The sequence below is a fragment of the Siphonobacter curvatus genome, from assembly GCF_002943425.1.
Lineage (GTDB): Bacteria > Bacteroidota > Bacteroidia > Cytophagales > Spirosomataceae > Siphonobacter > Siphonobacter curvatus.
On sequence record NZ_PTRA01000001.1, the window covers coordinates 3170761 to 3192754 of the forward strand.

A 21994-nucleotide genomic window follows, 5' to 3' on the forward strand; every position below is an offset into this window, starting at 1 on the left:
AATTACCTTCAGGCTCACTCGGCCATTTTTTCTTTCAAAAACCGGGCCGTATGATTATCGTCTTGCAGTTGAATCATCTCTTCCGGCGTCCCCGTAAAGGTGATCTGCCCACCGGCCTCGCCCCCATCCGGACCAATGTCGATGATGTAATCGGCACACTTGATGACTTCCGTATTGTGCTCGATAATGATTACCGAGTCGCCCTGTTCTACCAAGGCGTTGATGGATTTCAGGAGCTTGCGGATGTCGTGGAAGTGGAGTCCAGTCGTAGGTTCGTCAAAAATGAAGAGCGTTTTCCCGGCGTTCGGATTCCCTTTTCCCAGGAAACTCGCCAGTTTCACCCGCTGAGCTTCTCCCCCAGAAAGTGAATTGGACGATTGACCCAACGTTACATAACCCAAGCCTACTTCCTGCAAAGGCATCAGCTTTTCGTAAATCTTGGGTTCGTCCCGGAAGAAAGTGACGGCTTCGTCGACGGTCATATCCAGAATTTCAGCCACATCTTTATCCTTGTACTTGACCTCCAGAATTTCCTGCTTGAAGCGTTTGCCGCCGCAGGATTCACAAGTCAGGTAGATATCGGCCATGAATTGCATTTCAATCTTTACCTGCCCTTCGCCCTGACACGTCTCGCAACGACCGCCATCCACGTTAAAGGAAAAATGACTCGGCTTGTAGGTACGAGCTTTGGCCAGTTGCTGATCACTCATCAGCTGACGAATGTGATCGTAGGCTTTCACGTACGTAACCGGGTTCGAACGGCTGGATTTTCCAATCGGATTTTGATCGACCATTTCTACGGCTGTCAATCCTTTCAGATCGCCAACCAGTTCGGAATACTTACCCGATTCGTCCGAATACGTACCCAGCATCTTGCCCAAGGCCGGATACAGAATCTTCCGGATCAGTGTAGATTTTCCGGAGCCACTCACGCCCGTAATCACCGTCAGCGTGCCGAGCGGGAAACGGACATTCACATCCCGTAGGTTGTTTTCCCGGGCTCCTTTCAGTTCCAGCCAACCCGAAGGCCGACGGCGGAATTTAGGCGTTTGAATTACGTCCTGTCCCGTCAAGAAAGCCAGCGTATGCGATGAACTCGTCTCCTCGCGTGGCCCTTCCAAGCGTAAATCTTCAATGGTATTCCAGTCGCCGTGGAAAACGACCTGTCCACCGCCAGTACCGGCTTCGGGGCCAATGTCAATGATTTCATCGGCGGCCTTCATGACTTCTTCCTCGTGTTCTACCACGATCACCGTATTGCCCAGATCTCGTAAAGATTTCAGTACTGAAATCAGTCGCTGCGTATCACGGGGATGGAGTCCAATACTGGGTTCGTCCAGAATATACATCGACCCTACCAGAGCACTACCCAAAGAAGTCGCCAGTTTAATCCGCTGGAATTCTCCGCCTGACAGGGTATTCGTTAATCGATTAAGCGTTAGGTATCCCAACCCTACCCGTTCCATATAATCCAGTCGGTTCTGAATTTCCGTCAGAATCCGGCGGGCTACTTTCTCCTGATACTCCGGCAGTTCCATTTCGCGGAACAACTGAGCGATTTCGGAGATGGGGCGTAAAACGATGTCAACGATGGATTTACCGTTAATTTTTACGTATCCGGCGTCCTTTCGCAGTCGCGAACCCCGGCATTCCGGACATACCGTACGACCCCGGTATCGGCTCAACAGCACCCGGTACTGAATTTTGTACGATTCGCCTTCTAGCATTTTGAAGAAATCATCCAGACCGCCAAAGTACTTATTTCCTTTCCAGAGCAAGTCCTTTTCGGCTTGGCTCAGCTCTTTGTACGCCCGGTGAATGGGGAAATCAAAGCGGATGCCGTTGCGTAACAGCGGCGTGAGCCACTCACCCATTTTTTCCGTACGCCAGGGGGCAATGGCTCCTTCGAATACGGACAGGTTACGATCCGGGAATACCAAATCGGGGTCAATACCCAGAATGGTACCAAATCCTTCGCAGCGTTTGCAGGCTCCGTACGGGTTATTAAAACTGAATAGATTGACGCTGGGTTCTTCAAACGCGATACCGTCGAGTTCGAAACGGTCAGAAAACTGCCGCCGCTCACCGCCCAGCACCTGCACGAAACAGGAGCCTTCGCCTTCGAAAAAAGCCGTTTGTACGGAATCCCCTAAACGAAACTGCGTTTCCTCGTCTTCTTTCTTTACCGCCAGCCGGTCAATCAGAATATGCAGTGGCAGATCCGTAATTCGCTGACTCGTTGCGGCATCTTCCAGTGCTTCCTCAATCTGTATGGTTTCATCTTCGGCCACAATCCGCGTAAAGCCTTTCTGTACCAGAATGGTCAACTCTTCGGTCAGACTCCGGTTGTTTTTACGAATGAGCGGTGTGGTGATCAGTACGCGGGCGTTTTCTTCCAGCGAAAGAATATAGTCTACGACGTCCGTTACGGTATCTTTTCGTACTTCCTGACCCGATACGGGCGAGTACGTGCGGCCAATACGGGCGAAGAGTAATTTAAGGTAATCGTAAATTTCGGTAGTAGTCCCCACCGTCGAGCGGGGGTTTTTCGTACTCACTTTCTGCTCAATGGCGATAGCGGGCGATACACCTTTGATCCAGTCTACTTCCGGTTTTTCCATCCGACCCAAGAACTGCCGGGCGTAACTGCTCAGACTTTCCACGTACATCCGCTGACCTTCCGCAAAAAGCGTATCAAACGCCAAGGATGATTTCCCGCTACCCGACAATCCAGTAATGACAATCAGCTTGTTACGGGGAATAGAAACGTCTATATTTTTAAGATTATTGACACGTGCTCCTTTGATGAGGATGTATTGCTTCGGATCGAGGGTTTCGACCGACGGGCGACCCAGCGTTTCAATTGAATTCATTCGACAAAGATAACCCGCTTCGGGGTTGGAAGAAATGGTGGCTTTCAATGTTTTCCGAATGCTCACATTCGGGCACCTACGTCGCTAAAAAGGTTCATTCCAGCACTGGATTTGACTCCTTTATACAAGAATTTCCGGCGAAGACCGTTACTTTGGGAAATGTTAGCGAAAAAAGGTAGACGTTGGTGCCAGAGAGATAACCAAATTCAGGCCCGTCGAGTTCTTTGCTGACCTGACTTCTTTACGTTGTCCATGAACATAACATCCATGATTCGATCTGTACTGGCCGCCTGTTTACTGATCCTAGCGGTCACCCCCTTTGCTTCTGCCCAGTATGATTCCATTCCCCGGCCCGCCGAGCGACCCGTTATCATTCAGCAGCAGCCCCTTGATGAGAACTACCAGCGAGAACAAGAAATGCCCTGGAAAGCCCGGCCTTTTAAGGATAAGCTGCGCTATGGCGTGAACATTACAACACCCTCACTGAGTTTTTTTGGGGGAAGCAGCTACTTCAGCTTTGACATTTCACCGATGGCTGGTATCCGGGTTACGCCCACGACCACTACGGGTTTAGGCATTACCTACAGCTATACCAGTCAACCCGATAATTACACCAGTCGGGGTCGTCAGAAAATAAGCCTCTTGGGTGGTAGATTGTTCGTTCAGCAGCACCTCAGTTTCCTGGAGAATGTCGTTCCAGGTCTGTTTTTATGGGGAGAAGCCGAGCAGTACAAAGTGTTGTCGTTTAAAAATTCGCAGGGAAAAATAACGGGTTATGATTTTGATACCGGTTTCCTGGTTGGGGGCGGTTATGGCGTACCGGCGGGCGAGCCAGGTTTCCAGATCACGCTTCTGTACCACGCCAATTACAATTCCAATCCCAATACGTATTCTTCCAGTGGTAGTCCGCTGGTCATTCGTTTTGGCTACTGGTTTAAATAATTTCATTCTATTACAGGAGAGAAAAGTCCCGGCGTTGTGTCGGGACTTTTCTTTTATCCAGACTACTACTGAAAAGCCGTTCGTCCGACGACATACCGCTGAAAACTCGTTACCTTTAGGGACTCTTTTTTATACGCCTTCGTATTTATTCCTACATTATGCTTACAACCGAATCCTCCTCTCATTACGATCATCTGGAAGAAATGACCGTCCGGCAGCTACTGGAAGGCATTAACAATGAAGATAAAACGGTACCTCTGGCCGTTGAAAAAGCACTGCCGCAGATTGAAGCCCTGGTTACGCAGATTGTCGCCCGCATGAAGCAGGGCGGACGTTTGTTTTACATTGGTGCGGGTACCAGTGGCCGTTTGGGTATCCTCGATGCTTCGGAATGTCCGCCCACCTACGGTGTACCGTTTGGTTTGGTGGTCGGACTGATTGCCGGAGGAGATACCGCCATTCGGAAAGCCGTTGAAAATGCCGAAGACAACGTCGAACAGGCCTGGAAAGATTTGCAGGAATACGAAATCAACGAACTGGATTCACTCGTAGGTATCGCAGCATCGGGTACAACGCCTTACGTCATTGGTGGGGTGAAAGCTGCCCGCGAACGGGGCATTCTGACGGGTTGCGTCGTTTGTAATGCCGGTAGCCCCCTGGCCGCGGCCGTGGAATATCCGGTAGAAGCGGTGGTAGGCCCTGAGTTTGTAACGGGTAGCACGCGAATGAAATCGGGTACGGCTCAGAAACTCATTCTGAATATGATCTCGACGAGTACGATGATTCAGCTCGGTCGGGTGAAGGGCAATCGGATGGTGGATATGCAGTTGTCCAACTACAAGCTCGTCAATCGGGCTATTCAGATGGTCATGGCTGAACTCGATACCACCCGGGAAAAGGCGGAGGATTTACTAGCCCGCCACGGCAGTGTACGAAAAGCAGTAGAAGCGGGTAAGAATCTTTAGAAAAGCGAGTTATTACCGTCGATTCTTTTGCAATTATTAACAAAGCGTCCGTATAATTTTACGTACTTTTGCGTTCTAACGATTAAACAAAACGAGCATTTTCTTAAATTTTTTATAGCTTACTATGAACAAAACGCTTCTTCCCCTGCTGGGTCTGGTGGCCGCCTTATTCGTAGGTACCGACGCCTCTGCACAAAGTAAAACTGATCCTCCGGCTGAAATCAAAGCCCTGCTTGAGAAAAACATCTGCCTTACTTGCCACAAAGTAAACGAACGTCTGGTAGGTCCAGCGTACACGGATGTGGCCAAGAAGAAATACAAGCCGGAACAAATCGTTGAATTGATCTACAAACCGAAGCCTTCAAACTGGCCCGGTTATCCTCCAATGGCTCCGATGACGCAGGTTCCCAAGGAAGATGCTATGAAAATTGCCAAGTGGATCGTTTCGCTTAACGCTCCCGCGAAGAAAAAATAAGACCAGTAGGGTTCGGATTCGGCCCTTTAGCCGTTTCTTCACACCTGCTGAAACCTTTCCAAGGTTTGAAAAGCCCCGATTCGAATCGGGGCTTTTTTCGTGGATGTGCGTATCATTCCGTATTTTTGCCTGATTTTCAGGATACCTGTTTTAACTTATTCATCAGAAACAGCACACCGAATAAACTGTAAACATCAATACATGAGTCTTTTAGCAATCGGTACGGTGGCTTTCGATGCCATTGAATCCCCTTTCGGCAAAACGGATAAAATCATTGGCGGAGCCTGTACGTTCATTTCCCTGGCGGCATCTTACTTTACCAAACCCATCAATATTGTAGCCGTAGTCGGCGATGATTTTCCCCAGGAATACATTCAACTGCTGCAAAATCAGGGTGTTGATACGGAAGGTTTGCAAGTGAAGGCAGGAGAAAAATCCTTCTTCTGGTCGGGCAAGTATCATAACGATATGAACACCCGCGATACGCTGGTGACCGAGCTAAACGTACTAGCTGACTTTGATCCCATTATTCCCGAATCGTACCAGAATTGCGAATACCTGATGCTGGGCAACCTGACCCCTCAGGTACAAATGACGGTATTGGATCGTCTGAAAAAGCGTCCGAAACTCGTGGTACTCGATACCATGAATTTCTGGATGAACGTGGCGATGGATGATCTTAAAAAGGTTATCCAACGTATCGACGTGCTGAGTATCAATGATGAAGAAGCTCGTCAGCTTTCCGGTGAATACAGCTTACGCAAAGCTGCGAAAATTATTATGGCGATGGGACCCAGTACGCTGATCATCAAAAAAGGCGAACACGGAGCCCTGTTGTTCCAAGGCGAAGAAATTTTCTTTGCTCCGGCCCTGCCGCTGGAAGAAGTCTTCGATCCAACCGGAGCGGGCGATACCTTCGCGGGTGGTTTCATCGGCTACCTCGCCGCTACTAATGACACCAGCTTTGAAAACATGAAGCGGGCGATCATTTACGGGTCAGCCCTGGCTTCCTTCTGCGTAGAGAAATTTGGTACTGAACGGCTGCTCGGCCTTTCCAAAGAAGAGGTAGATGCTCGCGTACAGGAGTTCGTAAAACTGTCAGGATTTACGGTATAATGCAATGATCGAATGCGTGAATGATAGAATGCGTGAGTGATTTTCTATAATCCTTATTCACTCAATCTATCATTCATTCATTCAAATGAATATCAAGCCCTTCGCCCCGAGTTCCGAATGGGCAGGCCATATTCGGCCAGAATTTTTCCCTCCTGATAGGCTACTTTTCCATTTAGAATGACGGCTTTGATTCCTGCCGAATCGGTATTGGGATTTTCAACGGTAGCCAGGCCCTGTACGGTTTTCGGATTAAAAATCGTCAGATCGGCGATGGCCCCTTCTTTGATTTCACCCCGATTCTGTACGGCCCGACGAATCAAATCCGCGGGCATACTCGTCAGCTTTGGTAACATCTTTTCCAGCGGCATACCAATCGCCTGAGCGTGTTGTAGAGCCGTGGCAAAACAGCCGGCTCCACGCGGGTGCGAGTTAGCGGCTTCCAATGAAGCAATTCCTCCGTCTGATCCAATCATACAGAAATCCGTTTGCAAGGCCAGATCTATCGTCGTATCAAAGGGCATAGCTCCTTCGGGTACAGCTACCAGATAGCCGGGGTGTTGACGGTAGTACTGAAAGGATTTCTTACTGATTCGTTCCTGAGTACCCACCAGTCGCAGATCGTCATACGCTAAGTTGTACCGCTCTTGCCACCCGTCGTCAAAGCGTTTGGAATGCAGGTACGTAGCCCAGTAACTATAGGGATATACGCAGGTGGTAATGTCCAATCCCAACTGCCGGGCCTCGTGAATCAAATCCAGAGCTTCAGCCATGTGAAAAGTCCCGCCCGTGGAGTGCAGGTGATCGATATGCATCCGGACGCCCGTCTCCCGGGCCAGGCGAATGGCTTCTTTTACACCATCCAGTTCATGTTCTTTATCCGAATACCGTAGGTGCAAAAACATCGGGCGTTCGTACCGCCTAGCGAGTTGGGCATACGCCTTCACTTCCTCGTAAGGTGTGGGTTGATATTCCAAACTATGCGATACGCTTAAGGCTCCTTCCGCCAGCATTTTTTCTACGTGCTTGAGTCGGTGCGGCAAATCTGCGGCGAGTCGAATTCCCATCACGTAAATGCCTACGCCGTAATTGGTATAATGCGGTTTTGGATCAAAAAAGCGGTGGTATTCTTCCGGATTTTCCCGTCCACCGTGTAGCTGCAGGGTTGTGGTTACGCCATCGGTTAATTTGAAGCGTTCGAAGACGTGGTAATCATTCGTTAGGTTTTTCGGTCCATCGGCTAAAATATCAACAAAACCCGGACTGACTACGTGTTGGCTGGCGTCAATCACCTGCGTGCCCTGCAGCTCCAGCGGACTTAGGTGTAATAACCCGTCTTCAGTAATGCCTACGTTTAGCGGCTGCAGTTTGCCTTCCGTAAAAACAGAACCCTTCTGAATGACCAGGGAGAAAACCCGCTCCTGAACTGGCGAAGCTTTTACCCAGGTTTTAGTGAAACCCCAGCCGCCCAACAAAGCAACGGAGCTTAGCGAAAGATGGCTTAAGGCCTTCCGACGATTCATAAATTATACAATGGAGAATAAAAATTCAAAAGTAAAAGACGGCTTTGGAATGACTTCTGCCCTTCAATCGTCCGTCCCCCAATCACTGACCTTTCCCTAGTACCTATCACTTTTAGCTAACGCTAGTACTGCGTTAATTCTTTTAATTTTAAAGACTGGGCTACCTCTTTGACAAAATCCGTGTTTTCCTGATTCGTCGCGGAAACCTGCACCAGGAAGCGTTCGCCCACACTAACGGTTACTTTAGCCTGTTTACCCTTCTTGTAGAATTCTTCGTAGCCCCTTACGGATTCGATACCCGTCGCCCAGCTTTTGGTGATCTGATTTTCGTTTTCGATCTCCATTCCTGAAGACATCGCTACAGTAGCCATGCTTAGCAAAGCCGCCGAAGCGTTGTAGTCGGCCAGCTCAATCTTCACTTCTGAATCCTCGCCCTTTTTGTATTTTAGTTCGTAAGAGGAATACGAAAAGCCTTCGTTGTTGGTTGTTTGGCCCGAGGGTTCGCCATCTGTTTCGTATCCTGCTACTGCCGTAGGCATAAACTGGGCTAAAGTTCGAAACGGCAGGGCTAGGGTGTCTCCTTTGGCCCGACGTTCTTCTACCTTTTTGTTAATCGCCTCCGTTCCTTCGCTTACGTTCCGGGCGGCCTGGGTCATCTGCTGGTAACCGTCTGCGGTTTCTTTGGCGGCACTCACCCATCCGCACGATGTAACGATTCCACTCAACAGGAGAAAAAGTATAGCATTGGTTTTCATGATTTGCTTGAATACAATTGGTTGAACGATTAAATACGATGGAAAATTAGCTCGTCCATGACCTGTTGTACCAGCGGTGTTGGGATGAATTGCCAATACAGCGTGATGAACTGTTCATACACGCAGCCAGACGAAAAGGCAGTAAGTATCAGCTAAGTCGAAGGATGGATACGGACGGGAAACACTAGCAGAAAAAAGTCAACGGACGGGATAATGACGCTGGCGTTCGGAAAAGCCGCCAGCTTTCACGAATTTTGTCTTTTCATTCTCAACAAACCGCGAACGTAAGCGGATTACTTTTCAGAGATTATGATTTTACCCATCGTCGCCTACGGTGATCCGGTGTTACGGAAGGAAGCCGTCGACATTCAAAAAGATACAGATCTCGACCTGCAAGCATTGGTCGATAATATGTTTGAAACGATGTACAAAGCCTCGGGTGTCGGACTGGCCGCCCCGCAGGTAGGCATGAGCCTGCGTTTGTTCGTCGTAGACGGTACGCCGATCATCGACGGAGAAGAGGAAGACAGTGAAGATTTTGATCCGAGTCTGGTAGGTTTTAAAAAGGCGTTCATCAATCCCGAAATTCTGGAAGAAGATGGCGAAGAGTGGGCCTACGAAGAAGGCTGTTTATCCATTCCGGGTATTCGTTCGGACGTGAGTCGCCCGGAGCGGGTCAAGATTAAATACTACGATCTGGACTGGAACGAGCACATTGACGAGTACGATGGGATTGCCGCCCGGATCATCCAGCACGAGTACGATCACATTGAAGGCATCCTGTTCACCGATCACCTGCCTCCGCTGAAGCGTACCCTGCTTAAGAAGAAACTTTCCAACATCACGAAAGGAGAAGTGCGGGTGGATTACAAAATGAAATTCCCCAAGTAGTCCACGGATTCATTCCCCTGAGTATTGACATTCTGTAGGCATCCCGGAAGTTTAAACTTTCGGGATGTTTTGTTTTTAAACCTTTTCGTATTTACTCTTCGGTAAGGGAAAACCTCTAACCTTGAATATAAATTCAGGCTTGTAGGCACAGGGTTTTACTCGATTGCATCCAGAACGAAACGTATCACCTTATTTCTCTTTTCGCATGGCAAGCCTGCAAAACATGGTCGAAGAAATCTTAGGCATTCAGGAAAAAATTTTAACACCGGAGGGTAAAAAGCCAGAGGTAGCCGAAGCTCTGGATGCCCGTTTTAATGAATTACAGGCCCAACTCGATCCACTCGTTGAGCCAGGTCCTCCCTTTCAGACGATTACAGTCAATGGAATCGACTACGAACTCAAAAAATTGGATCATTACGTAAACATTGAGCCAGTAACTGGCGTCTCCTAACTTATTTATTTACTATGCCCCGTTACGAATTCACGGCCTGCACGCCGGTTGATACCCAAGGCTCAGGTACGCACTTGATTTTTACCTATAAAAGTCTGTCTGGTGATCCCGGTCATGAACGAAATATTCAGATTATCGATCCGGACCGTTCTACTACGGACGAAGTTCATTCGCAACAACTCTTCACGGAGGTGATTAATTTTATGAAAAATTATTGGGAGAAGAGTATTCAGATTCCCGAGAGTAACTATGAAATTCATTTGAGCGAAAGTCCGCTTCTGGAAGGAAAACAAGGCCCTACAACCTGGCAGGGATTCGTGCTGGATCTAGAGTAGTTGATAGTATTGCATGGGGGGTACCCATAGTTACTGTTATTGAACCCCTTCGGGGTTGGTAGGCTACCAACCCCGAAGGGGTTCAATATGATTAATCCCGTATGCAATGCGGCGTAAAAAATGCGGGATAAACTTTGAATACAGCAACTACCGACTAAAATGGATTCAGGAAGAATCCTACGCCTATCCAGTTGTTGATAGTTTGCTCAAACGTGCTGTAAGGCAGAGGACCGTGAAAAGCTTGTACAGCCAGACTTAGTGGATTTCGTTCGATCACTCCTAATTCAATTCCCACTGCCGCGGTTACCCCCGGATGAAAGTTCGTTTGTTCGATCATCCGAACATCCACCCCTGCCCACCAGCGAAGTTTCTCCCGATTCGGTTGCTTCCAGACCGTACCGATTTGCGTATACAACCGCTTCCGCTCCGAAGCGGGTCGCAGCCCGATGCCAAGGCCTCCGTACAAGCGTACACTCGTCCACTGATACGCGTACAAAGCATCCACCTGTTCGTAATTGACGGCGTTAGGCAAAAAGTAATTGATCTGATTTCGCACTAGATAATCGTCCCCCAAATGCGACGAGAGGTGATAGACTCGCAATCGCCAGCTGGCATTTCCCCGCTTCAAATTATAAAGCAACCCTACGCGAAAATCGACATTGAACAGATAGCGACGGAATTTATCTTCCTGACTATCGTGAAACATCTCAAACTGGGTATTGGCTACGACGTCCAGAGCCAGTTCGGAAGCCCGACGTTCGTCCCGACTCCAGCGAAAAAAGCCTTTCTGAAAACCAATGGAAAAAGGAGCGAAAAGCCCATCCTTGCTTACCCCTTCTTCCATACGCCGCAACAGGGAGGCACTGGTTTTAGCTTCCAGCGGATCGAGCACGATCGGTTCAAATAAATGGCCCTTGGGCAGAAATTCCGTTTTAGTTTGAGCCTGAACTCCGGAAATTAGCAGGAAGCCTAGCCCCAGAAGGGTAAAGATCGAACGCATGGCGGTATGAAAAAACCGGAGCGTTCAGTGAGAAGCTCCGGTTTTTGAATGAATGATCAGGATAAAGCCGTGAAGTGCTTGAAAAACAAAGGAATGGTTTCGATTCCCTTATAGAAGTTGAACAAACCGTAGTGCTCGTTGGGCGAGTGAATGGAATCCGAATCCAGACCAAAGCCCATTAATACTGTTTTTAGACCGAGTTCTTTTTCAAACAAAGCCACGATGGGAATACTACCACCGCCGCGAGTCGGTACGGGTTTCTTGCCAAAACTTTCCGTGAGAGCGGCCTCGGCTGCTTTATAGGCCGCCGATTCCAGGGGCGTCAGGTACGGTTGACCACCGTGGTGGGGCGTTACCGTCACTTTCACTGACTTGGGAGCAATGCTCTGGAAATGAGCAGCGAACAAATCCGTAATCTTATTCCAGTCCTGATTAGGCACCAAACGCATGGAAATTTTAGCGTAAGCTTTAGACGGCAGTACCGTTTTTGCTCCCTCGCCAATATAACCACCCCAAATGCCGTTGCAATCGAGCGTTGGACGAATACTGGCCCGCTCCCGGGTTGTAAATCCAGCTTCTCCCTGCACGTCGTCGATTGCCAGATCAGCCTTGTATTCTTCAAGATTGAACGGAGCCGATTCCAGCATTTCACGCTCTTCCGCCGATAATTCTACGACATCATCATAAAAATTCGGAATCGTGATATGACCGTTTTCATCGTGCAGACTGGCAATCATTTTAGCCAGCGTATTGATCGGGTTGGCTACGGCTCCTCCGTATACGCCCGAGTGAAGGTCACGGTTTGGCCCGGTTACCTCTACTTCCACGTAGCTTAGTCCACGTAAGCCCGTATCAATGGACGGCGTATCGTTGGCAATCATCGCCGTATCCGAAATCAGAATCACATCAGCCTTTAGTTTTTCACGGTTCTGGCTAACGAAGGAGCCTAAGTTATTGGAACCTACCTCTTCTTCGCCTTCAATCATGAATTTCACGTTACAGGGCAGCGAATCCGTAGCCATCATGGCTTCAAATGCTTTCACGTGCATGAAAAACTGGCCTTTATCATCGGCTGAACCCCGGGCATAGATTTTCTCGTCTTTGATGACAGGTTCAAACGGTGGTGACGTCCAAAGTTCCAGCGGATCGGCCGGCTGAACGTCGTAGTGACCATAAATAAGTACCGTTGGTTTGCTCGGATCAATGATCTTTTCTCCGTATACAATCGGATGACCAGCGGTTTCGTGCAGCTCGGCTACATCCGCTCCGGCTTTGGCTAAACTTTCCCGAACGTACTCGGCAGCCTGCCGTACATCACCTTTGAATTTTGAATCTGCACTAACGGAAGGAATCCGTAACAATTCCAGCAGTTCTTCGAGAAAGCGGCCCTTATTAGCCTCTAAGTAATCTTGCATAGTGTAGCATGTTGAATGAAAGGACTTGTTCTCTTTCCGCCAGCCCGGTTTGAACACCAACCCGGTCGGATCCGTCCTGACTGATTTTGCAAAAGTAAACAAAGCTCGTACGTGGCAGCGAACCAAAGGCAAAAAGAAAAACCCGGAACCTGAGGCTCCGGGTTAAGAAAAAGGTACGAGTAAAACCGAAGTATTAACGACTCCGACGACGACCGATGGGGATACGAGCTTCCTCGCCCCGCAGTAATCGACCAATATTTTTATGGTGCGTATACACAATTAATCCAAACAGAATAAATCCAAAGATCACCAGGAGATTATGTTCCGGACCAAACAGGTTAAACACCATCATGAGGGGGAACGCCAGCGTAGCAACAATGGAACTCAGCGAAATGTACCGCGACGAAAGCATCACCAGTATGAAAACCAGAATACAAACGCCAGCCGCTTCCGGGTGAATGCTAAGTACCATACCCAGCAAGGTAGCAACCCCTTTCCCGCCTTTAAAACGGGCAAAAACGGGAAACAAGTGGCCAATGACCGCGATAATTCCGAAGGCAAGCTTCATAGGTACCCGTTCATCCAGCGTAATTTCATTCAAGTAGAACAGAATGAGAGCCAAGTTCGCTGCTAACCATCCTTTCAAAACGTCAATGAGCAGCACAATCGTACCTGCTTTTTTGCCTAAAGTGCGGAAAGTATTGGTTGCTCCGGCATTGCCGCTTCCGTGCTCACGAACATCGATTCCAAAGAAAGCCTGTCCGTACCAAACGGACGTAGGGACTGAACCTAAAAGATAGGCCAACAGGCCAGCAAACAATACGCTTAAGGTCATTTCAGATACTTGAAAAATGAAAGTGGCTTGAAAATTGTCAAACAATTTTTTATGAGCGTGGAAAACAAAGATACTGGCAATTGCCATATTCTCTAATCGCCCTATAGACTAATTTCTAAAATTAAGGGCTTTTTAAGGGTCACAGGCCCAAGAAACAGATACGATCATAAATCTCAAAATGAAGAAAATGTTTAAAGGTGTGAGTATTCAAAATTTATTACATATATATAAACGTATATTTTACATATCCAGTTTTTATAGCCTTAACTATTTTATTCTAAAGTTTTTACAGACCCAAGCCTTACGTGTTTTTATAAAATAACTTTTGAAAAAAGTCCCTATTTTTTTACGTTTTCAATGCTGAATCAGACAGACACGAACGAACACTCCGCCATAGGATTCCGAAGAAACTCTCACCGGGAATCCGTTCGTAGGAAATTTTTCCCTGCCGTACCTCTTTTTTAGGCATGGGGTTACTTTCGTACATCAAAACCTTGTTGGCAGCAAACGTAAACAAATCACGGATTTTAAAGCCTTTCTTTTCGTCGGGTTTCAGAATCTTTACTTTTAAATCGTGATACAGAAGCGTTCCGCTGCCCGAGGTCTTTACCTGATCGCCGGAAAAACGGAACTGAAACCGATCCACTATCCCCGTTTCTATATCCATTAAAGCCAGTGGTTTGAAGGTGGGCTTCAATACCCGAAGATCCAGGGTGGCCAATTCAGCCGCACAGGTATACTGCCCACGGGGTGATCGCATGTCAAATGTAAAATGCGTTTGCAAGGAACTCACCCCCATAAACGAAGCTTGAAAATCAGCTTTGCACACATTTGATTTTCGGAGTGAGTCATTACTCAGCGAAACAATTACGCCTTTTATCCGTCGGAAATTAACGTTTCCAGTCTGGTTCGTTTTCGGATTTAGCTCATCGTAGACAATATCGACCTGTCGCACTTTCACCGAGTCAATGTCTAACTGAAAAGGCAATCGCTGATATAATTGATGCGGGAAAGGTTTACGAGGTCCATCCATTTTGGAAGATCGGCTCCGAACTTCGAAAGCATTTACCAGACCCCCTTCCAGCGTCACCACTCCTACTTTTACTTTTTTCTGAAGCCAGTACTTTGATAAATCCAGTCCGGCGAGTTCAATGTGATTCACGACGGCCTTTGTATAGCTGGTGTTTCCCGTGCGTCGTACGTACTCCATACGTGGATACGAAGGAATGCTGCCCAGTCCCTCGATTTGCAGACGTTTGTCGGCCGTTGACAACTGAATTTTTTTCACCTGTACAGAGGCACTTAAATCCTGATTGGGCAGGACTAGTGAGTCCAGGTTTACCTCGATTGCTTTGGCGTACCACAGGCGAGTCGTGTCCAAATGGCCTTTTTCATCAATCAACAGGTCGTCCACTTTCCAGGAAAGTTTTTGGATGCTTAGCGTTCGGACCTTTTTCGTTCGGCGATCTACCTGTTTAACCGTCCAGTCATCGCCCTGAATGCGGCCAATCTTCACATGCTCGAATTGCTTGTTCAGCATTTCATAAGGTGTTTTTTGTACTTCGGGCTCATCGGGCTTAGTATTCGGAAACTGGGTTAATCGTAGATCGAATTGATTGAGCACGATTGCTTCCACGGACAGTTTTTTTCCCCATAACCAAGAAAACAGATGAAAACCCTGCACGCTGATTTCGGGCATATTTCCTTCAAAAATTAAGTCAGGAGCCTCTTTACCTAATTGCCGGCGGCGTGCGGTATCGGCTTGTAGTTTGACGTCCGTAATGCGGGCTTTACCCGTAAAGGGGTTGTACGTAAGCTCATTGAGCTGAATTTGATACAACTGATCTGACTTTTCATAGACCGCTCTTTGAATCTTTTGACCCGCGAAAGGCTTGAGGAAGAAAATCCCCACAATCCATAAACTCAGTACAATCAGCAGGCAAAGGGCAAATACACCCACGAGTAATTTGACAGCAAGTGATGTGGGCTTTAAAGTTCTGTTCATGTGGGTATTTATACTAATGAAAGGAAGGCTAACCCACTATCAGGACAATAAGCGGGGGGACCCGTTAAGGTATGAAAAGCCTGTACCACTTGTTGCGTATTTTCAAGTCATGTCTTCGAAAAGCCTACCAATCAGGGGTATAACGTCCGCAGATTGGGCATGTAGACCACACGTCACTGCTCCAGAGCAGAAGGGATAATTCTTTTGTACCTATAAGCAGTAGAATCATTTGGAACAGCTATGGAATCAACGAACGATACAAATAATTCATGGAGTAAAATGAAACAATGGTGGCGAATCAGTTCACTTATCCGCTGGGCGGTGCTTATTGTAGTGGTACTGATGGTCGTTGCGATTGGCGGTAGTCTTATTTTTATAAAAGATAAAAAACGAACAATGTTTCCCGGTACAGTAGCTTCGGATACCATTCGTGGAGATACACTTTTCGAGCCGACGAAAACAATTCATTTACCCGCTAAGGAAGAAAGAGATAATCATTAGCGGTCTTGTTAACCTTTAAAAACCTGATTAAATAGGGATACGAGAAAGTAATTTTCTCGTATCCCTATTTAATTTTGTTATCTATATTTGAGCTGAAATTCAGTTTTATACCCCATCTGTCATCTTCTTTATGTCCATCAAATTTCGGTGTACAAAATCCTTTTGTACCCTTGGCAGTATTTTCCTGCTCACTGCTTCACTCGCCAAAGCTCAGGAAGTAAATTATGAATCCATCAGTTTTTCGCGAGAAGTTCCCGCTACCTTACCAGCTCTTCAGCAAGACCGCACGTATGATGTACGTGGAATCATTACCAATCAAGTCAATAACGCGTTTATCAGTAAAGAACACGCGGATGATTTAAAAGCGGCTTTTACGGGTAATACCTTAGTTACCAATTTTGGCAAATTAATCCAGGTAGATGATCAGGGCGATCTGCACGTAATTGCTCTCATTCAGGCTTTTAAGTTCATTGGACCTAATCCTTATAATGCTCAGCAATCCCTTGCTCAGGTCGCCGTTCATACCACCGTTTATGATCGGTACGGACGTAAAGTATTTATCAATCCATACGAATCTTCGCAAGTCGCCGTCCCCGCTTCTTCCATCGATTTTAAAAACAATAAACGAGCAAGCTTAGCCCTTTTTGCCCAGAAGGCAATTACGGAAAGTCTCGTGCCTTTACAGAATAAGATTTACGGTTATCAGGGAAAGTTTAGTACGAGTTTAGCGTACCTGGATGGAGTTAAGAAATTTCCTGAATTGAAGGAGTTAAAAGAAGAGATTAATGGCTTACAGAGTACGCTCAAAAAGAACGGTATTGAAGCGTATCTGGAGCAGGCTAAACCTTACCTATCTAAATGGCAGACGCTGGCTAATTATCAGGGAGAAGGTAATGCTTCCGAAGTAATAAGAGCGGCTTTGCAAAACCTGGCCGTTACGAACCTGTTGCAGGGAAATTACAAGGAAGCTATGGTTTACGTTGAACAATATAAACCCATTGACAAGTCGATCCGGCAAATGATGGGTTTGATTTCCTATAAGAACAGTGAAGAGCTGGAATCTATGATTCGTGCCTTTACGCCCGAACTACAAGAAGAAACAGCGAGCCAGCTAGCGGTGCTTTCTACCCCAGAAGTGATGGACCGCTATAAGTACTATCTGATTCCAAAGGCTAAAATTGTCATCGAATCCGGTCGCAATGCAGGTACTTACGAAGGCCTTGTCAAGGTATTACGCAGTGAACCCTATTATCAGTCCAAGGAAAAAAACGGCATGGTCGAACTGCCCTCCACGACTGATTTGTCAGTATGTCTGCCCAGTACAGGTAATGGCTCTGAAACCTGGGTATGGGGCTCTACCATCAAATCCTTTCAGGACGAAAATGGTAAAGAATACCTGATCCGGAAGTTTGGTTCAGCGATTACGGGTGGAGCGACCTACTACCTTTTACAAAATACGTATCAATCGCCAAAACTGGTGGTGTATCAATCGCTCGTTCCGGGAAATACGGAATACCTGATGATGAAAAAAGGGGATGAAAAAGGCGTACGTTCAACATTACTCAATGCCCGGAAAAATATGCTGGAGTATTTGAGTGACTGCCCGGCTATCGGCACCAAGTACGCCAACAGTCAGACGCCGATCAATCTTCAGGAGGTTGCCGAAGCGTATACAGCCTGTAAGTAACCCTCTAAATCCGTACGAAAACAAAACACCCGACTTGGATGCAAGCCGGGTGTTTTGTTTCTAATGCGATTCCCGCAATTTCCAGGTTCCGGATTTTCCAACCAGAAAATCCATATCAGCTCCCTGGTGTGATTGCTGAACGTGATTCAGGTACAAGTTGGTATACCCGCGTTCGTAACCCAGCTCAAGCGGTTGCCAGTGTTTTTTGCGTTCGGCCAGTTCCTCATCGGATACGTGCAGGTGCAGGCTTCGGTTGGGTACATCCAGCGTAATCAGATCGCCGTTTTGTACCAGAGCCAGCGTTCCGCCAATGGCCGCTTCGGGTGAAACGTGCAGCACCACTGTACCGAAACCAGTACCACTCATCCGACCGTCGGAAATACGGACCATGTCGTGGATTCCCTTTTCAAGGAGCTTCTTCGGCAAAACCATATTTCCTACTTCCGGCATACCGGGGTATCCCTTCGGACCGACGTATTTCAACACCATGACACAGGTTTCGTCAATGTCCAGATCCGGGTCGTCGATACGGGCCTTGTAATCGTCAATGTCTTCAAAGACAACTGCCCGGCCCGTGTGCGTCATCAAGTGCGGACTGGCCGCCGAGGGTTTGAGTACGGCACCGTTCACGGCCAAATTACCTTTTAGTACGGCCAGTCCCGTATTGGGTTTGAAGGGATTATCGACGGAAGCAATGATTTCCCGGTTATGGGCATTGGATAAAACAATGTTTTCGCCCAGCATTTGTCCCGTTACCGTTAGAGCATCCAGATTTAGCGAATTGGAAAGCTCTTTCATCACCGCAGGCAAGCCGCCCGCGTAATACAGATCCTCAAAGAAATGCTCGCCTGAAGGCTGAATATTGGCAATGAAGGGAATATTTTCCGACAAGCGATCGAAATCCTGCAAGTCCAGCTCCACACCAATCCGTCCCGCAATGGCCATCAAGTGAATGACAAAGTTGGTAGAGCCCCCGATAGCGGCGTTCACCATGATTGCATTTTCAAAGGCCTTCCGGGTTAGTACTTTGGACATGGTCAGGTCTTCGCGGACCATTTCCACGATCCGGCGACCCGTCATGTGGGCCATGGTTTTTCGACGGGAATCTGCCGCCGGAATCGAAGCATTATCGGGCAAAGTCAAGCCCAGCGATTCAACCATAGATGCCATCGTCGAGGCCGTGCCCATCACCGCACAGTGCCCGGCACTACGGGCCATACAGCCTTCAGCGGCAATGAATTCCTCCTGCGACATCTCCCCTACTTTGTAGGCTTCGGCAAAACGCCAGACATCCGACGTACCGATTTTACGGCCTTTGAAGTGCCCCGCCAGCATGGGTCCGCCCGAGATAACGATACTGGGCAAGTCCACGCTTGCCGCTCCCATCACCAGCGAAGGCGTGGTTTTGTCACAACCGCACATCAACACGACGCCATCGATGGGATTTCCACGAATAGATTCCTCCACGTCCATACTGGCCAGGTTGCGGTACAGCATGGCCGTAGGCTTCATCAAGGTTTCGCCCAAAGACATGACGGGAAACTCCACGGGAAAGCCCCCAGCCTCCCACACGCCCCGCTTGATACATTCGGCGAGTTCGCGGAAGTGAGCATTACAGGGCGTTAACTCCGACCAAGTATTACAGATTCCGATGACGGGCTTACCCATGAATTCATGGTGCGGAAAGCCCTGGTTTTTCATCCAGGCCCGGTAAATGAAACCGTCTTTGCCCGTCTTGCCAAACCAGTCCTGTGAACGGAGTTTCTTTTCTTCTTGCATATTTCAGTGTTCAGTTTAGAGGGTTAGGACTGACCTTGTCCACTGGGGGACGGATTAAAATCCGTCCTTGAAAAAGGGGTCGAGCCTACGGCTCTTGGTCAGTTGGTGGTCAGAGTGATGAGTTATTAAATTAGGTAGCTTTTCGTAGGATGGTAAAATTACCGATGTTCTAAATACGTCAAATTTATTACTCAAGGGCATTTTCTTACGAATGCAGCCCCAAGCTTAACACTTTTCTAGATGCCGAATAACCTTGTATCTTTCACGCGACTCAATAGTTGCTACAAGTACTACTATCCGCTTCATTTCTCCAAAGCATTTTTTCGCCAGCAAAAGCTTACACATGCAAACTCGTTTCCTCTAAAGCTTACGATACAACCGTACGTTTTTCACGAACAAGAGTCGTAGGCTCGGCCCATCTTCTAAGGACGAGTTTTAATCCGTTCAAAGCCCATTCACAAATAAAACACAGTATTCACCATTACAAGTGAAATACTGTGTTTTAGCAGACTCAAAGAAGGGACGTTAGTCGTTTTGTTCGACCACTAACTTCTCAATCAATAAAATCAAAATGTGAATCACTTTAATGTGAATTTCCTGGATGCGATCCGCGTAACCAAAATGCGGTACGCAGATTTCCACGTCGGCTTTTCCGGCTAGTTTGCCTCCATCTTTTCCGGTCAGAATCAATACCTTCATGCCCTTGGAACGGGCGGCTTCTACCGCTTTGATGATATTAGCCGAATTTCCGGACGTGCTGATTCCGACCAGTACATCCCCGGCGAAGCCCATGCCTTCCACAAAACGACTAAATACATAATCGTAGCCGTAATCATTGGATACGCAGGATAAATGACTGACATCAGAAATAGCAATGGCCGGTAGTGATCGACGATCGTTTCGGTAGCGACCCGTGAGTTCTTCGGCAAAGTGCATGGCATCACAATGTGAACCGCCGTTTCCGCAGGAAATGATTTTATTGCCGTTCTGAATCGCCGCAGCCAGTAAGCGGGCAGCGTCTTCAATGTGCTGAATATGTTTAGGATCGTTTAAAAAGCGATCCAGTACTTGTTGAGCTTCTGATAATTCCTGTTGAATAATCGACTGTAACATGGATAGTAAGGATTGGGCGTTCCGGGCCAAATCTTTCCCGAAACGCTGAACATTAAGCCGAAGCCCGGTAATATAAGGTTGAACAGTTTTCGGGACGAAGAATGTTACGGGCCGCCGCCTGAATCAATTCGCCCGATACGGCCTGAATGCGTTCTGCTTCCATATTGGCCCACTCAGCATTTCCGGCGTTGGCCGCAAAAGCCAGATTCATCGCCCGATTCAATAACTCGATTTCGGAGAAGGCTAGCGTTGCTTCAGCCTGATTTTTCACTTTCAGTACTTCCGATTCCATGGGTCCTTTCGCCAGCAATTCATCAATGATTTCCTGAATGGCCTTTTCACCCTCTTCAATCGATATGCCCTGGTTCAGGTTGCCCTGAATGACGAATAAGCCGGGTTCCAGACTACCCGTAGGATACGCATTGATGGAATTAAACAGAGCCTGTTCTTTTACCAGCTTGCGATACAGGCGTGACGATTTTCCCCGGCCCAGAATATCCGCCAACAAATCGGCCGGATAATACCCGGCCTCATATCGACCCGGCATGTGATAAACTTTATACAGAGCGTCTAGTGGTACTTTGGCTTCAACTTCCTGAAAACGGGCCTCGGTTTGCAAGGGCTCCTCAGGCAAAGCCCGTTGATACGGCTGACCGGCGGCAATGGGTTCAAACCATTTTTTGCTCAGGGCTTTTACCTGTTCTACGGTTACATTACCGGCTACCACTAATAGGGCATTGCTCGGCACATAATACCGAAAGAAGAAGTTCCGCACATCTTCCAGCGTTGCTTCTTCGATATGACTGATTTCCTTGCCGATGGTCGCCCAACTATACGGGTGTTTCGTGTACGCCAGAGGTCGAAGCTTCAGCCACACATCGCCGTAGGGCTGGTTAAGGTAGCGTTGTTTGAATTCTTCAATGACCACATTCCGCTGTACTTCCAGTACCTGCGGATCGAAGGATAGCGACATCATCCGATCCGACTCCAGCCAGAAGGCCGTCTCCAGATTCGTTGCCGGTAAGGTGATATAATAGTTAGTAATATCGGCCGATGTAAATGCGTTATTCTCCCCGCCTACCCGTTGCAGGGGGGTATCGTAATCGGGAATGTGTTTTGAGCCCCCAAACATCAGGTGCTCGAAGAGGTGGGCAAATCCCGTTTTTTCGGGGTTTTCATCCCGCGAACCCACGTTGTACAAAATATTGACGGCTGCCATGGGCGTGGTGTGGTCTTCGAGCACATACACCTGCAAGCCGTTATCCAGAGTAAAAGTCTGATAATGAATCATAGTCCTCAACCGGACGTGTTTCGGTGAACGGTTAGTCCGCCGCAT

19 protein-coding genes are annotated in these 21994 nt (G+C 47.8%); 9 read left to right on the forward strand and 10 right to left on the reverse strand.

Annotation, left to right across the window (positions count from 1 at the left end; genetic code table 11):
• Positions 1-14: 14 nt before the first annotated feature.
• Positions 15-2873 carry an excinuclease ABC subunit UvrA gene (uvrA, locus tag C5O19_RS13190; RefSeq protein ID WP_104714091.1) on the reverse strand — a complete coding sequence of 953 codons (2859 nt, stop codon included), beginning with the start codon at positions 2871-2873 and terminating at the stop codon, positions 15-17.
• 267 nt (positions 2874-3140) lie between these two features.
• Between uvrA and C5O19_RS13195 the strand changes: the two genes are divergently transcribed.
• From C5O19_RS13195 to C5O19_RS13210, 4 genes are all read left to right on the forward strand, one after another.
• Entirely contained in the window at positions 3141-3815 is a 675-nt protein-coding gene (locus tag C5O19_RS13195; protein WP_104712906.1) for a hypothetical protein, read from the forward strand.
• 158 nt (positions 3816-3973) lie between these two features.
• Positions 3974-4780 (forward strand): N-acetylmuramic acid 6-phosphate etherase, encoded by an 807-nt coding sequence (gene murQ, locus C5O19_RS13200; protein ID WP_104712908.1) that lies wholly within the window; start codon positions 3974-3976, stop codon positions 4778-4780.
• A gap of 124 nt (positions 4781-4904) precedes the next feature.
• Entirely contained in the window at positions 4905-5255 is a 351-nt protein-coding gene (locus tag C5O19_RS13205; RefSeq protein WP_094809379.1) for a c-type cytochrome, read from the forward strand.
• 201 nt (positions 5256-5456) lie between these two features.
• A complete protein-coding gene (locus tag C5O19_RS13210; protein ID WP_104712910.1) occupies positions 5457-6371 on the forward strand; it encodes a PfkB family carbohydrate kinase in 915 nt (304 codons plus the stop codon).
• Positions 6372-6463: 92 nt separating this feature from the next.
• Here C5O19_RS13210 and C5O19_RS13215 read toward each other — a convergent pair whose 3' ends face one another.
• Entirely contained in the window at positions 6464-7891 is a 1428-nt protein-coding gene (locus C5O19_RS13215; RefSeq protein WP_104712912.1) for an amidohydrolase family protein, read from the reverse strand.
• A 122-nt stretch (positions 7892-8013) separates the two neighbouring features.
• The gene (locus C5O19_RS13220; RefSeq protein WP_104712914.1) at positions 8014-8646 is read right to left on the reverse strand and encodes a hypothetical protein; all 633 of its coding nucleotides are present in this window, start codon (positions 8644-8646) and stop codon (positions 8014-8016) included.
• Between the two features lie 309 nt (positions 8647-8955).
• Here C5O19_RS13220 and def point away from each other — a divergent pair, with 309 nt between their 5' ends.
• The 3 genes from def to C5O19_RS13235 all read left to right on the forward strand — a co-directional run bounded on the left by def (position 8956) and on the right by C5O19_RS13235 (position 10323).
• Complete coding sequence (gene def, locus C5O19_RS13225; RefSeq protein ID WP_094809371.1) at positions 8956-9537, forward strand: peptide deformylase; 582 nt, start codon at positions 8956-8958, stop codon at positions 9535-9537.
• A gap of 205 nt (positions 9538-9742) precedes the next feature.
• Positions 9743-9988, forward strand: coding sequence for a hypothetical protein (locus tag C5O19_RS13230; RefSeq protein WP_094809369.1), 246 nt, complete (start codon positions 9743-9745; stop codon positions 9986-9988).
• Between the two features lie 14 nt (positions 9989-10002).
• Entirely contained in the window at positions 10003-10323 is a 321-nt protein-coding gene (locus C5O19_RS13235) for a hypothetical protein (RefSeq protein ID WP_104712917.1), read from the forward strand.
• Positions 10324-10477: 154 nt separating this feature from the next.
• Here C5O19_RS13235 and C5O19_RS13240 read toward each other — a convergent pair whose 3' ends face one another.
• From C5O19_RS13240 to C5O19_RS13255, 4 genes are all read right to left on the reverse strand, one after another.
• Positions 10478-11323: a DUF1207 domain-containing protein gene (locus tag C5O19_RS13240; RefSeq protein WP_104712919.1), complete on the reverse strand. Its 846-nt coding sequence runs from the start codon at positions 11321-11323 to the stop codon at positions 10478-10480.
• A gap of 56 nt (positions 11324-11379) precedes the next feature.
• Complete coding sequence (locus tag C5O19_RS13245) at positions 11380-12738, reverse strand: dipeptidase (RefSeq protein ID WP_104712921.1); 1359 nt, start codon at positions 12736-12738, stop codon at positions 11380-11382.
• Between the two features lie 193 nt (positions 12739-12931).
• Entirely contained in the window at positions 12932-13573 is a 642-nt protein-coding gene (plsY, locus tag C5O19_RS13250) for a glycerol-3-phosphate 1-O-acyltransferase PlsY (protein ID WP_104714093.1), read from the reverse strand.
• A gap of 346 nt (positions 13574-13919) precedes the next feature.
• Positions 13920-15578, reverse strand: a complete 1659-nt coding sequence (locus C5O19_RS13255; protein WP_133163359.1) for an AsmA family protein — start codon at positions 15576-15578, stop codon at positions 13920-13922.
• A 240-nt stretch (positions 15579-15818) separates the two neighbouring features.
• Here C5O19_RS13255 and C5O19_RS13260 point away from each other — a divergent pair, with 240 nt between their 5' ends.
• Both C5O19_RS13260 and C5O19_RS13265 read left to right on the forward strand, forming a co-directional pair.
• Positions 15819-16079, forward strand: a complete 261-nt coding sequence (locus C5O19_RS13260; protein ID WP_133163360.1) for a hypothetical protein — start codon at positions 15819-15821, stop codon at positions 16077-16079.
• Between the two features lie 130 nt (positions 16080-16209).
• A complete protein-coding gene (locus C5O19_RS13265) occupies positions 16210-17766 on the forward strand; it encodes a hypothetical protein (protein WP_104712927.1) in 1557 nt (518 codons plus the stop codon).
• 60 nt (positions 17767-17826) lie between these two features.
• Here C5O19_RS13265 and C5O19_RS13270 read toward each other — a convergent pair whose 3' ends face one another.
• The 3 genes from C5O19_RS13270 to C5O19_RS13280 all read right to left on the reverse strand — a co-directional run bounded on the left by C5O19_RS13270 (position 17827) and on the right by C5O19_RS13280 (position 21949).
• Positions 17827-19545, reverse strand: coding sequence for an IlvD/Edd family dehydratase (locus tag C5O19_RS13270; protein WP_104712929.1), 1719 nt, complete (start codon positions 19543-19545; stop codon positions 17827-17829).
• A gap of 525 nt (positions 19546-20070) precedes the next feature.
• On the reverse strand, positions 20071-20658 hold the full coding sequence (gene lpcA, locus C5O19_RS13275; protein ID WP_104712932.1) for a D-sedoheptulose 7-phosphate isomerase: 588 nt from the start codon (positions 20656-20658) through the stop codon (positions 20071-20073).
• A gap of 52 nt (positions 20659-20710) precedes the next feature.
• Positions 20711-21949 carry a M16 family metallopeptidase gene (locus tag C5O19_RS13280; protein WP_104712934.1) on the reverse strand — a complete coding sequence of 413 codons (1239 nt, stop codon included), beginning with the start codon at positions 21947-21949 and terminating at the stop codon, positions 20711-20713.
• Positions 21950-21994 lie beyond the last annotated feature (45 nt).